This is a genomic window from Paremcibacter congregatus, assembly GCF_006385135.1.
GTDB lineage: Bacteria > Pseudomonadota > Alphaproteobacteria > Sphingomonadales > Emcibacteraceae > Paremcibacter > Paremcibacter congregatus.
In genome coordinates this window covers 3,031,576-3,044,965 of sequence record NZ_CP041025.1, presented here as the reverse complement: position 1 = coordinate 3,044,965, position 13,390 = coordinate 3,031,576, and the positions used below count along the sequence as shown (strand labels likewise).

At 52.1% G+C, this 13,390-nt stretch carries 14 protein-coding genes; 10 read left to right on the top strand and 4 right to left on the bottom strand.

Annotated elements, in window-relative coordinates; all coding sequences use genetic code 11:
* Positions 1 to 159: 159 nt before the first annotated feature.
* Both FIV45_RS13420 and dksA read left to right on the top strand, forming a co-directional pair.
* Positions 160 to 585: a flagellar assembly protein FliX gene (locus FIV45_RS13420; RefSeq protein WP_099475229.1), complete on the top strand. Its 426-nt coding sequence runs from the start codon at positions 160 to 162 to the stop codon at positions 583 to 585.
* A gap of 174 nt (positions 586 to 759) precedes the next feature.
* The gene (gene dksA, locus FIV45_RS13415) at positions 760 to 1,176 is read left to right on the top strand and encodes an RNA polymerase-binding protein DksA (RefSeq protein ID WP_099475230.1); all 417 of its coding nucleotides are present in this window, start codon (positions 760 to 762) and stop codon (positions 1,174 to 1,176) included.
* A 148-nt stretch (positions 1,177 to 1,324) separates the two neighbouring features.
* On the opposite strand, the gene flgH is transcribed toward dksA, so the two are convergent.
* Genes flgH through FIV45_RS13395 form a run of 4 tightly spaced genes read right to left on the bottom strand, consistent with a single transcriptional unit; the run spans position 1,325 to position 4,724 of the window.
* Positions 1,325 to 2,116: a flagellar basal body L-ring protein FlgH gene (gene flgH, locus FIV45_RS13410; RefSeq protein WP_099475231.1), complete on the bottom strand. Its 792-nt coding sequence runs from the start codon at positions 2,114 to 2,116 to the stop codon at positions 1,325 to 1,327.
* A 37-nt stretch (positions 2,117 to 2,153) separates the two neighbouring features.
* Positions 2,154 to 3,140, bottom strand: coding sequence for a flagellar basal body P-ring formation chaperone FlgA (gene flgA, locus FIV45_RS13405; RefSeq protein ID WP_099475232.1), 987 nt, complete (start codon positions 3,138 to 3,140; stop codon positions 2,154 to 2,156).
* 10 nt (positions 3,141 to 3,150) lie between these two features.
* Complete coding sequence (flgG, locus tag FIV45_RS13400; protein ID WP_099475233.1) at positions 3,151 to 3,936, bottom strand: flagellar basal-body rod protein FlgG; 786 nt, start codon at positions 3,934 to 3,936, stop codon at positions 3,151 to 3,153.
* 47 nt (positions 3,937 to 3,983) lie between these two features.
* Entirely contained in the window at positions 3,984 to 4,724 is a 741-nt protein-coding gene (locus tag FIV45_RS13395; RefSeq protein ID WP_165777113.1) for a flagellar hook-basal body complex protein, read from the bottom strand.
* Positions 4,725 to 5,133: 409 nt separating this feature from the next.
* Between FIV45_RS13395 and FIV45_RS13390 the strand changes: the two genes are divergently transcribed.
* From FIV45_RS13390 to FIV45_RS13355, 8 genes are all read left to right on the top strand, one after another.
* On the top strand, positions 5,134 to 5,676 hold the full coding sequence (locus tag FIV45_RS13390; protein WP_099475236.1) for a flagellar basal body-associated FliL family protein: 543 nt from the start codon (positions 5,134 to 5,136) through the stop codon (positions 5,674 to 5,676).
* Between the two features lie 9 nt (positions 5,677 to 5,685).
* Positions 5,686 to 6,798, top strand: coding sequence for a flagellar motor switch protein FliM (gene fliM / locus FIV45_RS13385; RefSeq protein ID WP_099475237.1), 1,113 nt, complete (start codon positions 5,686 to 5,688; stop codon positions 6,796 to 6,798).
* 2 nt (positions 6,799 to 6,800) lie between these two features.
* Entirely contained in the window at positions 6,801 to 7,229 is a 429-nt protein-coding gene (locus FIV45_RS13380; protein ID WP_099475238.1) for a DUF6468 domain-containing protein, read from the top strand.
* A gap of 91 nt (positions 7,230 to 7,320) precedes the next feature.
* Complete coding sequence (locus FIV45_RS13375; protein WP_099475239.1) at positions 7,321 to 7,944, top strand: MotE family protein; 624 nt, start codon at positions 7,321 to 7,323, stop codon at positions 7,942 to 7,944.
* A gap of 151 nt (positions 7,945 to 8,095) precedes the next feature.
* The gene (locus tag FIV45_RS13370) at positions 8,096 to 8,743 is read left to right on the top strand and encodes a protein phosphatase CheZ (RefSeq protein ID WP_099475240.1); all 648 of its coding nucleotides are present in this window, start codon (positions 8,096 to 8,098) and stop codon (positions 8,741 to 8,743) included.
* Positions 8,744 to 8,798: 55 nt separating this feature from the next.
* A complete protein-coding gene (locus tag FIV45_RS13365) occupies positions 8,799 to 9,533 on the top strand; it encodes a hypothetical protein (protein WP_099475241.1) in 735 nt (244 codons plus the stop codon).
* Positions 9,530 to 10,267: a flagellar motor protein MotB gene (locus tag FIV45_RS13360; protein WP_099475242.1), complete on the top strand. Its 738-nt coding sequence runs from the start codon at positions 9,530 to 9,532 to the stop codon at positions 10,265 to 10,267. The genes FIV45_RS13365 and FIV45_RS13360 overlap by 4 nt, the downstream gene beginning before the upstream one ends.
* Complete coding sequence (locus FIV45_RS13355) at positions 10,264 to 13,209, top strand: tetratricopeptide repeat protein (RefSeq protein WP_099475243.1); 2,946 nt, start codon at positions 10,264 to 10,266, stop codon at positions 13,207 to 13,209. Before FIV45_RS13360 ends, FIV45_RS13355 begins: the two co-directional genes overlap by 4 nt.
* Positions 13,210 to 13,390: the final 181 nt, after the last annotated feature.

The window sequence follows — 13,390 nt, the reverse complement described above, 5'->3', positions numbered from 1 at the left end:
AGGGCTAGGGAGGGGGAGAGGTGACTGCGGAAGGAAGGGTAGAAAATATTTCCACCAGGCGGTAAGCCTTGCCGGGTAAAAAAAGCCGCACCTTCACTCTATGAAGCAGATGCAGGATCTGCTATTTATAGGATCTAACCTACTTGGAAAGAGACCTAGATGGAAATTAAAGGACCAGGACGGATTTCGCCATCCGGAGTGACGCGTAAGAGTAAAAAAGGCGGTTCTGGCAAGGCAGGCTTTAACGAAGTTATGTCGACTGACGATTCCGCGGCAGCGGCCCCGCCCAGCGGCACGTCACCTTTAACATCGGTGAGCTCATTACTGTCCCTGCAGGAACTGCCCACCAGTACGGAAGGCCGCTCGAAAGGCCTCGTGCATGCTGAAGACCTCCTGCAGCATCTGGAAGTGATCCGGCATGGTTTGTTGGCGGGGCAAATCCCGCATAATAAACTTAAAGATGTTGTGACAATCATTTCTAAGGAGCGGGAGTTGTCCCTCGACCCGGCGCTGGATGGTCTTCTGGATGATATGGAATTGCGGGTGAAGGTTGAGTTGGCAAAACTCGAAATGTTAGGGGAATAGGGCGCTTCACGCGACTTCTCCGCAGCATTCTGGTGTTTTTTATAATGTTCAATTTATTACAAAATATAGGCAATCCTGATTAATTGATGTCAGGTAATAATAACGCTTGAATTGTGTGTATGAGTTGAGTAATTTGGCAGCGCAAAGTTGGATGATTCACCGCAGAGGTCTTCGATGGAAATAAAACTGCCAGAGGGATATAAACCTTCACCTGATGAAGAGTTTATGAATGAAAATCAAAAAGCTTATTTTCATAAAAAGCTGTTGGACTGGAAAGCTGATATTTTAAGGGAATCCAAGGAAACCTTGAACCACCTTCAGGAAGACAGCCAGAAAGAGCCGGATATCGCTGACCGGGCGTCGACTGAGACTGACTGGTCCATTGAATTGCGGACCCGTGACCGGCAGCGCAAGCTGATTTCAAAAATTGATTCCGCCATTGAGCGCATCAAGCGTGGTGAATACGGCTACTGTGAAGTCTCTGGAGAGCCGATCAGCCTCAGCCGGCTGGACGCCCGCCCCATCGCCATGATGACGCTGGAAGCTCAGGAAGAGCACGAGAAATACGAAAAAGTTCATCGCGACAATTAGAGATTTCATGTCTGCACCGCTATTTGCGCTTTGACGTGAACCCGGATTAAAAAAGGACCGCATACTTCTGATGCGGTCCTTTTTCTTTGTGCGGGAAAGGGCGGGTCGACCGTAGCCGGCCCACCGAACACAAGATGGAATTTTTGTCCTAGAACGGGAACAGGATATCAAACAACTGGGAACCGTAACGGGCTTGCTGGACGTCAGTCAGTTGACCACGGCCGCCGTATGATATACGGGCCTCGGCTATCTGGGTATGCTCGATGGTGTTGGAGGAACTGATGTCTTCCGGACGGATCACGCCGACAACGGTCAGTTCCCGTACCTCGAAGTTGACCCGAACTTCCTGGCGGCCCTGGACCAGCATATTGCCGTTGGGCAAAACCTGGGTGACAACGGCGGCCAGAGTCAGGTTGATGCTTTCACTGCGGTCGACCTTGCCTGTGCCGACATTCGATGTTGAACTGCCCATATTGACCAGGGCGCTGGGATCAACGGCGTCGGGCAGAATGGCGCCTAGTTTTGATTCAAGCCCCAGAAAGTTCGCCGCATTGGCGTTATCGGAATTTGACCGGGTCCGGGTGGTTTGATTGTCAATGCTGGCTTTATCATCCACGGTGATGTTAATGGTCAGGATGTCGCCGACACTGCTGGCGCGCTGATCCTTGAAGAAGTTCTTCGACCCCACCTGCCATAAAGAATTTTTGGTATTCTCGTGCCGTTGCTGCAGGACAGGGGCATGTTGAATGGCGTGTTGACTGGCCAGGGCCTGTTGGGGGACGACCCGGGTTGCTTCGATCGGGGCAAGGTCCGGGGCCTTGCCAATGTCGCCGATCCGGTCGATGGCGCTGCAGCCGGGCAGGGTGAATGCCAGGACCAGCATAAGGAAGGGCCGGCTGTGGCCTTTCAGAGCGGTCGCTGTGATGTTAAAATAAGTCATTCTACTTGTCCTTCGTCTCTATAAAACGTCTGTTCCGTTAACGGCGCGTGTTCAGATGCGCCAGATCCGTTTGCGCCGTGATGACCTCAACCTGGTTGGGGCCGGTAATCATGGCTTCCACTGTTTTGTGGGATTTCAGGTTCATGACCGGGATGACGTCACCACGTCCGCCAGCCTTGATGGCCTTGCCGGTTGCGGTGAGTGATATTTTCCCGGACCGGAACAGGATACTGACCGCTTCACCCCGACGGATGATCTGTGGTCGTTTCAGGTCTGACAGTTTCAGGGGGGTTTGGGCCGATAACCCGCGCCGCGGCGTCATGCCGATGAGGTTGTTTTTGTCACGGATAATATTGCGGCCAATCCGTAAGGTCGGCATGCTGACCCAGCTGATATCCCGGTCGCTGATCTGGTCGCCTGGGGACATGATCTTGTTGAGTACCGGCACGAAACTTGCGACATAGGTGCTGCCGTGGATCATGGCGGTTTCATACTGGTCGCGGCCTGTCGGATAGGATAGTTCCGCAGAGAATTTGTTGTGCTTTTTGTCAAAAGTGAAATCCTGAACCGTGATGTCTTCGATTGTCCGGTTTTCCGGCAGATGCAGGGTGGTGTTCTGGTTGTCAAAACGAATACCGCTTTTGCGGTTTGCCAGTCCGCGACTTTCCATTTCACCTGCAATCAGGTCTTTCAGGGCCGCATACTTAATGCTGCGCCCGGCGCGGGTGATGGCGATATGTTCGACCGCCCTGCTGTTCTGCCAGTAGACATTATGCTGGCGGGTGAGGCTGGCCAGATACCGGGTCGAAATGGTCGTGCGTTCGCCCGGGGCCGGGGCATTGCTGACCCAGATATCATGGCCGCTGTCCAGATTGTCGAACAGGTCACCAAGAGTGATGGTGGGTCCCTCAATGGTGGCGGAGGCTTTTACCTCTGCCAGACCAAAGGCGGATGGCGTTGTGCCGCTCCAGAAGAGGAGCAGAAAAAGCCCTGTGCGTATGACATTGTGTAATTGGCGTTTCATGGGGCTATCCTTATCTCAGGTTCGATGTCACGCTCATCATTTCATCGGCGGTGCTGATCACTTTACTGTTCATTTCATAGGCCCGCTGGGCGGTGATCAGGGAAGTGACTTCCGAGACGGAATTGACGTTCGAGTTTTCAAGGAAGCTCTGCAGAATGGCGCCAAAACCCGGCGTATTAGGCACACCGGCGTTGGCGGCGCCCGATGCCGGCGTTTCCAGGAACTGGTTGTCGCCAATGGCTTCAAGGCCGGCGGGGTTCGGGAAGGTGGTGAGCTCAATCCGACCCAGGTTGGTTGGATCGACCTGACCGGACAATTTGACCAGAACCTCGCCTTGTGAATTAATGGAAACGTCGACGGCTTCCTGGGGAATGGTCAGACCGGGGGCGACCGTGTAGCCTTCAAGAGTAACGATCTGTCCTGTCGGCCCGAGCTGGAAGGAGCCGGCGCGGGTGTAGGCATCCTCTCCGCTGGGCAGGGTGATCCGGAAATAACCGGCGCCATTGATGGCCATGTCGAGCGGATTTTCTGTACCGATCACACTGCCTTGTTCGGTAATGCGATAGACGCCGCCGGTTTTTACCCCGACGCCGACCTGAATCCCGGCGGGATTGATGGTCCCGGCGTCGGAAGAGGTCGACCCCACCCGTTCAATATTCTGGTACAGAAGGTCCTGGAACTCAGCCCGCTGGCGTTTGAAACCGGTGGTGTTCATATTGGCGATGTTGTTGGAAATAACTTCCACATTGAGCTGCTGGGCGATCATGCCGGTTGCAGCGATACTAAGGGCTTTCATGTGATATATCCTGTCGTTTTAGAGGCGTTCTGACGTCGGGTCATGGCTTAACCAACTTTGGCCAGCTGGTTAATGGCTTTGCTGCGCATATCCTGCAGCTTTTCCATTATTTTGGACGTCTGGATATAGGACCGGCTCACGTCGATCATGCGGGTGACTTCGACCACCGGCTGCACGTTCGACGTTTCGGCCACGCCTTGGGTTATTTGATAATCGGTTGCGGGAATGACCGGAACATCGGCATTAAACATATTGCGGCCGATTTTTTTCATTTTAGAGGTGTCGGTAAAGGTCACCACATTGAGTTTCGCAATTACACCTGTATCCGGAGACGAGATGGTTCCGTCTGAGGAAATTTCGATATTGCTGACCCCGGGTGGAAGCTGAATGGGTTTTTCAGACACATCCATGACTTCCTCTCCGGTAGAGGTAATCAAGGTGTAATTATCGGATATGGCAAAGTGACCGTTGCGGGTATAAGCCATTTCTCCATTATCACGTTTGACCTGAAACAGGCCATTGCCGCTCAGGGCGATATCCATCACATTGCCTGTGGTTTCATAATTGCCGTCAGACATATTGCGGGCGATGCCGTAATCCTGCACGTAAGAAATCTGACGCACAGCCTTGGGCATGTCACCCTCGGCGTCCTGTAAATATTGGCCGAACATCACATTTTCCCGCTTGAAGGCGGTGGTGCTCATGTTGGCGATATTGTTGGCGATAATGTCCATCTGGCGTCGCCGCGCAACCTGATGCGAAAGCGCTACTGATAATGTTGTGTCCATCTTAGGTCCTTTCTGGCCATTCGATTTATTCCCGGTTCCCACCATGCATATCCCGTGCCAGATTATAAAATCATTTGTTTTTAAGAGATTAGATCGAAGGGAAAGATGAGAAGTGACGGTTTTGGCAGAGATTGCCCGGTAAGTTTTACCGCTTTGGCAAAGGAGGACGGGGGCGGGACCCTAGACTTCTCGGTTCCTTTTAAAAAGACGATTTGCTATATTAACCATAAAATTCTTGATAAAATGCTTCAGCCGACTAAGCTGAAGCGACAGCAGGCCTCATATTTGTGACACAGAGGGTCCAATTCCTAACGACTTGTTAATATTAACGATTTACATTTGGATCATGGTGAAGCATTTAGGGGGATAACACTATTCGTATAACGGCGTACAAGGGCATGGGTGCAAGATGAGTGAAGAGAATGGTTCCGAAGAAGCCGAAGGCGATCTCGCCGCGGGCCTGGAACAGAAAAAAACCAGTGGCAAGAAAATTATCATTATTGTTGGTGCGGCTCTTCTCGTTCTCCTGTTAGGGGGAGGAACAGCCTATTTCCTGATGTCGGGGGGTGATGAGGCCCACGAACAGGCCACGGATTTGGACGGTGGCGGGCAGGCCAGCGAGGTTAACCCCGAAGAGCCGACCGAATTACTGTTTTTAGAACTGGATCCTCTGTTGGTCAATCTGGATACGGCCGGGGGAAAACCGAAGTATCTGAAACTGACCATATCGCTTGAGGTGGATCGCCAGACATCTCTGGATGATCTGAATAAAAAGATGCCGCGAATTATTGACCAGTTCCAGACCTATTTACGGCAATTGCGTATTGAAGACCTGAACGGGTCGGCCGGAATGTTCCGCCTGAAGGAAGAATTGTTGGTAAAAGTGAATGAGGCCGTCTACCCGACGCGGGTTAATGATGTTCTCTTCAAAGAAATGCTGGTAAACGGATAATCGAGAATTATGTCAGACGAAGAAGAAATTGATGATGATGCCGTAGCAGCGGAATGGGCGGCGATGGCCGGTGGCGATGGTGAGGATTCCGACGCGGCGGATGCCTTGTTTGAAGAAGGCGGCGATGATGACATGGCCGCCGCCATGGCCGGCACTGATCGGGTTCTCGACCAGACGGAAATCGATAGCCTGCTGGGTTTCGACGGTGATGAAGATGACGAGGGCACCAAGTCCGGTATTCAGGCCCTGATCAGCAGTGGTCTGGTGGCCTATGAACGGTTGCCGATGCTGGACATCATCTTTGACCGTTATGTGCGGATGATGTCGACGTCCCTGCGGAATTTCACGTCGGACAATTTTGAAGTCTCGATCGATAATATGACGTCGATCCGTTTTGGTGACTATCTCAACTCCATTCCCCTGCCGGCGATGCTGGCGGTTTTTTATGTCGAGGAATGGGACAACTATGGCCTGATCACCATTGACAGCAATCTGATTTATTCCATCGTTGATGCCTTGCTTGGCGGTCGGCGGGGTACGGCGCCGATGCGGATCGAGGGCCGGCCCTATACCACCATTGAACATACCTTGGTGGAAGAAATGCTGGCGGTGATGCTGGAAGACCTGTGTCATGCGTTCGAGCCCCTCAGTCCGGTGAAATTCACCCTCGACAGGCTGGAAACCAACCCGCGGTTCGCCACCATCGCCCAGCCCACCAATGCGGCACTTCTGATCAAGATGCGCGCCGATATGGAAGACCGGGGCGGCCGGATGGAGCTGGTGCTGCCTTATGCCACCATCGAGCCGATCCGTGAATTGCTGCTGCAGCGTTTCATGGGGGAAAAGTTTGGCCGCGATTCCATTTGGGAAACCCATCTGGTGAAGGAACTTTTTAATACGGAAGTCCCGCTGGAAGTGATCCTGGATGAACAGATCATGACATTGGGGGAAGTTCTGGGACTGGAAGTCGGACAGACGCTGATGTTGAATACCCAGTCGGAGGCCGAAGTTGAAATGCGCTGTTCCGGCATCCCCATGATGACCGGACGGGTTGGTAAGCTGGGGCGGCATGTGGCGGTCAAGATTGATAAGAAACTCGATACAAAGAAGGGGGTATTATAGGGATGGCGCTGTTTATCGATATTCTCATTATTGTGCTGATCGGGGTGATGATCACGTATGCGATCATCCTGAACAGCAAACTGAAGACTTTCCGCAATGCCCAGAATGAAATGGCGACGTTGGTTGGGCAGTTAAACGATGCGATTTCGCGGGCCCAGACCAGTGTGGAAGCCTTGAAAGGCACAGCTTTGGCGGAAGAGGGGCGTCTTGATGCCCTGATCCGCAAGTCGCGGCCGCTGGCTGATGAACTGACCATTCTGACGGAAAGTGGCGAGAATCTCGCTGATCGTATTGAACGTGGGCTGGTGCCGCCTGGCGGGCGATTAAACGAGGCGTCGGATGACGACGATCAGGAAGATGATACGGTGTCTGAAGCAGATGTGCCGGAGGCTGAAAATGAAATGCTGGCGGCGTTAAAGAAAGTCCGTTAGGACATGTGACAACGGGAATTCCGACAGACTGTCGGGTGTTGAGCTGAAGGCGGCCCGCTGCGCCGAAACAAGATTGTTTTAAGGAAACGTTATGACCCAGAAACTGCGTATTTTACCCTTGTCGATTGTTTTGCTGTCGATGGTATTCGGGATTAAAATCGTCGACTTCTCTTTTGGTATAGAGCAGGCGCTGGCGTCTCAGGAAGCTGAAAATAAAAGTGAAGAAGGGCAAGATAAGTCAGAAGAGACCGCGGCGGAAGACGCCCCGGTGACGGCGCCATCCCCCCTGAATACGATACCAACCCGCAAAGAAATCGAGTATCTACAGAAGTTAGGGCAACGGCGGCAGGAACTGGACCGCCGGGCGGATGCTCTGGATGACCGGGAAAGGTTGTTGGAGGCGGTGGAAAAACGCATTGTTGAGCGTACAGAATCCCTTAAGTCCATTGAGGCGACCATCCGGGACTTGCTGAAGAAGCATGATGCGATGGAAAAGGCGCAGCTCGACCGGTTGGTAAAAATGTATTCAGCCATGAAAGCCAAGGATGCGGCCAAGATTTTCAACAATCTGGAACAGGATGTTCTGATTTCCATTGTTGAAAATATGAAGGAAAAAGACATGGGCAAGATCCTGGCGGCAATGGATTTGAACAAGGCGCAAAAACTGACGACAAAATTGGCAACCCGCAAAAAACTTCCTGAGATTGAGGGCTGAGCGCGAGTGGCCTTGCCAACCTTCTTCTCTTGAAAAGGCAATAATTACAAATAATAAGTATTATACAGAGGGGTTTACCAGCTATTAACTCCTCTCTAGTAAAGTATGGGCATAAGATAAATGTTTTAGAGGATAGCTTAAAGGGTCCGTTATGCGCTTAAACTCGGTTTCGCTGGAAGAAAGAATTGATAGTGTACGGGACAAGTTGGGAGACAAAATTGCCGTTTCTGACGTGTCCATGGTGGTAGGCGAGGTCATGGGGTCTCTTGAAGGTGACTTTGATCTTCAGGAAGTACATTTCCAGGATGAGCTGCGAGAACTTCTGGCTTATATCGAACAGGCGAAGGCGGATCTGACACAGATCCAGCCCAAACATCTGAGCGAAACCAAAATTCCCGAAGCCAGCAATCAACTTGATCAGGTGGTGATCGCCACGGAAGAAGCCGCGACGAAGATTATGGATTCTGCCGAAGAGATTTCTGAATTGTCTTCAACAGTGGAGGGGGAACTGGCCGAGCGTCTGGAAACCATATCCACCAATATTTTTGAAGCTTCCAGTTTCCAGGACATCACAGGCCAGCGGGTGACCAAGGTGGTGAACACCCTGAAATACCTGGAAGACAAGCTTTCCACCCTGGCCCACGCCATCGGTGATACGGATTCCCACATCAGAATGGGAGAATCTGCTGAGACTGAAGTTAGTCCGGACAGTGAAGATAATCTGTTGCATGGGCCACAATGTCAGGTAACCGGTAACGACCAGGACGACATTGATGCCTTGCTGGCCAGCTTTGATTGATTAAAAGCTTAATTTTGTATAGGCTCGGGAAAATTATGGTTAATGGTAACCCGGGATGAATGAAGATATCAGGAAAGTAGGGGAAATATCCCCTTTTGAAGAACCAAAGTCACGGCCGGATTCGACCACTGGCCTGTTTGTATCCCTGTATCTGATTGTTCTGGCCTTCTTTGTTGTGATGAATTCTATTTCAAATCAGGAACAGAATAAGGTCAACGCGGCGACAGAGAGTGTAACCCGGGCTTTTAAAAATCCGTATGAGCCAGAAGCCGACTTTGTTGATGTTGCGGCCAAACAGGATGCCTCCACCCCCAATGATGAATTCTATGCCCAAATTCAGGGCATTTTTGCGTCTCTTGTCGGCTTTGAGGGTAAGTTCCCCACCAAAGGGGGGCATATCGTAAAGGTGAATTTTAAACCCAGTGATCTGTTCGAACCGGATACCATTGAGTTCCGGCCTCTGCAGTCCGCCTTTCTGCAACAGCTCGCGACGTTTTTGAAAAGCAGCCGCAGCAGTGAGAAACGCGAGATCGAGATTGTCCTTTCTGCCGGTAAAACCCTGCCGCGGGGCCCGCGCTACTGGGAGGATCTCAATATTCTCAGGGCCGGTGCATTCGTTCATGCCCTGAAAAAGAACGGCGTTCCCGGGGATCAGATCTCTATCGGGATTGTGAAGGGCGCGGATGACAATGTCAGTATTACTTTTTATACCCGGGAACGGATCAATGTGAACCAGAACCTGAAAGACCACGCGATCAAAAATGGTTCTGGGGCGGGGGGTGATTTATGAATCTGGATTTAAACAAGTCCCCGGAACAGGCCAACAAGGACAGCTGGATGATCGTATTCGCCGATCTTTTAGCGCTGTTGCTGACCTTCTTTGTTTTGATGTTTTCCATGAGTTCGGTGCAGGTGTCGAAATGGAAAGCGGTGGTCGAGTCTCTCAGTGAAAATCTCAACCCGGAACGGGCGCAGATTCAGGAAGAGGACTGGCAAAATGTCGAGGCGGCTCAAATCCCGATCAAGGAAGCCCTGAACCTGAGTTATCTCAACCGGATTTTCAGTGACAAACTTCAATATGACCCGATTTTACGGCGCAGCACGGTGACGGAACTGGATGACCGGCTGGCGATTGCCTTGCCCGCGGACCTTATTTTTGAAAAAGGTGCGTCAAAATTCTCCCCTGGGGCGTATAAGTCGCTGCAGGAATTGGCGGTTGCACTGGAATCCATACCCAATAAAATTACGGTCGTTGGCCATACGGATCTGGAACCGACCAGCGGGCGACGCTATCCGACCAATTGGGAATTATCCCTGGTGCGGGCAATTTCCGTGGCGCAAATGATCGAAGCCGCGGGATACAGCCAGAATATAGAAACGTTTGGTAACGGCCCTTCGCGTTTTTCTGCCCTGGATCAGAATATTCTGCTTAGTGATCGTTATCTCCTTGCCCGGCGCGTGGATATCTTTATTCATCAGGACACCAAAGCGCCACTGCAGGCCATTGCAGGGGACAAGAAATGACGGTGAATAGTTATATTATGGTGATGATACGCTCAGTTTTTAGGTCCGGTTTCTTGATGAGAGCGCGGCTTTCCTGCTGTGCGGCCCTGATGATCGGCATGCTGCCCGGGGCCTTGTTCGCGCAGGAAATGGTCAATGTGCGCTCGGCAGATCACCCGGACTTTACCCGGGTGGTTTTCGATTGGCAGGACAGGGTTGAATACCGTCCGACATTGAACGGCGATTACCTGGAAATCTCCTTTGACAGGACAGCGACCCCGAACTGGAACACGTTGGAGAACAGGGCCTTGCGTTTTGTCGGAACGCCGACTTCCCGCGTGGAAGAGGGGCGTTTAATTGTACGCTTTAAGGTAACAGCCCCGGCGCAGCTTAGCCATTTTCGTGATGGCACGAAGGTGGCCTTTGACGTTTTTTGGGATCAACGGAACTCGTCTGATCCGACGGTAAAAACCTCTCCGGCCGGTGCTGTAGAACAAGAGGCTCTGGTCCCTTCCGCTGCGCCAATGGCACAGGGAGGGACTGAGACACAACAGGCAGCGCAAGACCAACGGCCCGTGAATTCCGGGGCTTTAAAGCTTGGGGTTAATCAGTTTCGGGGCGAGCGTATTCGGTTGAGTTATCCGTGGGAAACGGACAAGCTCGCGGCGGTTTTTACCCGCTATAACACGCTTTGGGTTGTGTTTGAGGATTACCGGCCGGTTGATCAGACAAGGCTTGACCGTTTTATCGGGAAGCGGATTCTGTCCGGTCGACAGATTGAACATCCTTCTATGACGGTTCTGGTTTACGCCATTATGCCGGGGCAGAATGTCAAAGCCCAGAAGATCGGCACCGGGTGGCATATCGACCTGCAGGATGGACGGGTGGTGCCCTCTATCCCCATTCCCGGCAGTCATAAACGTATCGCCAATACCCCTGGCGAGAATTTTTTCTTTTCTGTGAAAAACAGCGGTCCTGTTATGGTGATTGAAGACCCGGTTATCGGGGATGACCTGGCCATTGTGCCGGTAGCCGCCTCGTCACAAGGTGTTATTCAGGCCCATAAATATACAGAATTTGAAGCCTTGGAAACAGCTCAGGGGATCGCGGTCCAACTGATCGCTGACAACCTCTCAATCCTGAAGCATCGCAATGGGGTGAGCGTATCGAACCAGAATGGTCTGGCGATCTCTCAAGGGGATTTGTCGAGCAAACTTGGTCTGGATGTGGCGAGCAACGGTGAACCGGAAAGGTTGATAGATTTTCCGTCCTGGGCGAAAGGGCCATTGGCCGATAATGATGATTATCACGCCAATAAACATGAACTTCTGTATCAACTGGCTAATGCGACAAACAATGATCGTAATGAAAAACGCTGGCGTCTGGCGCGGTTCTATCTGGCAAACGGGCGGGTTCGAAGCGCCTATGGTATCCTGAATGTTATGAAGGACGATGATGCCGCATTGCAGCAGAACCCATCTTTCAGGACGGTTCTGGGGGTTGCCAATATTTTGATGCGTCGGTTCGACGAAGGCGCCAAGTTGTTGACGCACAAAAGCCTGATCGCAGAAGAAAGTACTTTTCTCTGGCGGGCGGTGGCCCATAGCGGGCTGGGGGACCATGAACAGGCCCTGAAGGATTTCCTGAAAGGCGCCGATATCCTGTCTCTGCAAGAACCACGGGATCGCATTCGTTTTCTCTTCGCCGCCATTCAGTCGGCCTATGCTCAGGCCGATCGGGATTTTGTTGAATCTGCCTTGACGGTCTTGCGGGAATTGCCCCTGAATGCGAACGAGATGACGGACGTTGATTACTGGCAGGCCTTGTTAGAGAGAGATAACGGTAATCCCTTGGGAGCGGAAGGGGCGCTTGAGGGGGTTGTCAAAGCGGGGGCACGTGAAACGGCGGCGCGGGCCAAGCTTGATTTGGTTAATCTTGATCTGGAACGCGAGAAAATAACCAATGCAGAGGCCATAGACCAGCTTGAGAAGCTACGGTTTGCCTGGCGTGGGGATGATTTCGAGCTTGAATTGTTATCCCGGCTCGGGGATCTGTATGTGGCGCAAAATGATTTCTATACCGGCCTGAAAACCTTAAAACTGGCGGTGACGTTTTTCAAGAACCAGCGTCGGGTTGCGGTTCTGACTCGGCAGATGAACCGTATTTACAGCAATCTGTTTCTCAGCGGCAAGGCGGACAGCATGGAACCGGTGCGGGCCGTGGCGCTCTATTCCGAATTCCGTGAACTTATTCCTCTTGGGGCTGACGGTGATCAGATGGCGCGGCGCCTGGCGGATCGGCTGGTGTCCATTGATCTGTTGGAAGAAGCCGAAGAACTGCTGGAACATCAGATTGAGTTCCGCCTGAAAGGCGGGGCCCAGGCTGCGGTCGCCAGTCGTCTGGCGATGATATATCTGCTGGATTCAAAGCCGGACAAGGCGCTGGGAATTTTGCGGGCCACGCGGAATTCACAGATTCCGCGTGATATTGTTGACCGGCGTAATATGATCGAAGTTCGTGCCCTGATTGAACTTGAACGCTTTGAAGAAGCCGAAGTAATGGTTGAACCTTACCGGACGGCGGAGGCGGAAGAACTGCGTTCAGACATCTACTGGAAGGACGAGAACTGGGATAAATACATCGCCCACAGCAACCGTCTTCTTGGCGGTCGCTATCAGCAGGATGCGGTGCTGACCCCGGAGGAGCGGTTGGCGGTGCTGCGCTTGTCGGTGGCCTATGCCATCAACAATGACAAGGCGGGGATCAAGGTGCTGCGGGACCGCTACAAATCGCATATGGACGATGGCCTGTATGGCGATACTTTCGAAGTGATTACGGCGGAGCAACAATCGACGGACACTGATGTGCGGCGGCTGACCCGGTCGATCGCCAGTGTCGCCAAGTTGGAAACCTTTATGGAATCCTACCGCGCCGAATTCACCGACGCGGTAGAACAGAATTAGAGGCGAAACCGGTTGAGAAATTCACACCCGGCAGGTCAGTGATGGTGTTACCTTCCCTGAGGTAAAATTCCCTAATTGTTTGCCAGAAACAGGCCAAACAGAGACAGAAACGCAGATGATGATAAGACGGTTCTGAAACACCCAGAGGATATATAATTCACGTAACGTCATTTTACGTTTG

Coding starts and splice junctions, on each gene's coding strand:
- FIV45_RS13355 (WP_099475243.1), top strand. CDS start 10,264: ATGACGGTGAATAGTTATATTATGGTGATGATACGCTCAGTTTTTAGG.
- flgG (WP_099475233.1), bottom strand. CDS start 3,936: ATGAAAGCCCTTAGTATCGCTGCAACCGGCATGATCGCCCAGCAGCTC.
- FIV45_RS13375 (WP_099475239.1), top strand. CDS start 7,321: ATGACCCAGAAACTGCGTATTTTACCCTTGTCGATTGTTTTGCTGTCG.
- flgA (WP_099475232.1), bottom strand. CDS start 3,140: ATGAAACGCCAATTACACAATGTCATACGCACAGGGCTTTTTCTGCTC.
- FIV45_RS13365 (WP_099475241.1), top strand. CDS start 8,799: ATGAATGAAGATATCAGGAAAGTAGGGGAAATATCCCCTTTTGAAGAA.
- flgH (WP_099475231.1), bottom strand. CDS start 2,116: ATGACTTATTTTAACATCACAGCGACCGCTCTGAAAGGCCACAGCCGG.
- fliM (WP_099475237.1), top strand. CDS start 5,686: ATGTCAGACGAAGAAGAAATTGATGATGATGCCGTAGCAGCGGAATGG.
- FIV45_RS13370 (WP_099475240.1), top strand. CDS start 8,096: ATGCGCTTAAACTCGGTTTCGCTGGAAGAAAGAATTGATAGTGTACGG.
- FIV45_RS13395 (WP_165777113.1), bottom strand. CDS start 4,724: ATGGACACAACATTATCAGTAGCGCTTTCGCATCAGGTTGCGCGGCGA.
- FIV45_RS13420 (WP_099475229.1), top strand. CDS start 160: ATGGAAATTAAAGGACCAGGACGGATTTCGCCATCCGGAGTGACGCGT.
- FIV45_RS13390 (WP_099475236.1), top strand. CDS start 5,134: ATGAGTGAAGAGAATGGTTCCGAAGAAGCCGAAGGCGATCTCGCCGCG.
- FIV45_RS13360 (WP_099475242.1), top strand. CDS start 9,530: ATGAATCTGGATTTAAACAAGTCCCCGGAACAGGCCAACAAGGACAGC.
- FIV45_RS13380 (WP_099475238.1), top strand. CDS start 6,801: ATGGCGCTGTTTATCGATATTCTCATTATTGTGCTGATCGGGGTGATG.
- dksA (WP_099475230.1), top strand. CDS start 760: ATGGAAATAAAACTGCCAGAGGGATATAAACCTTCACCTGATGAAGAG.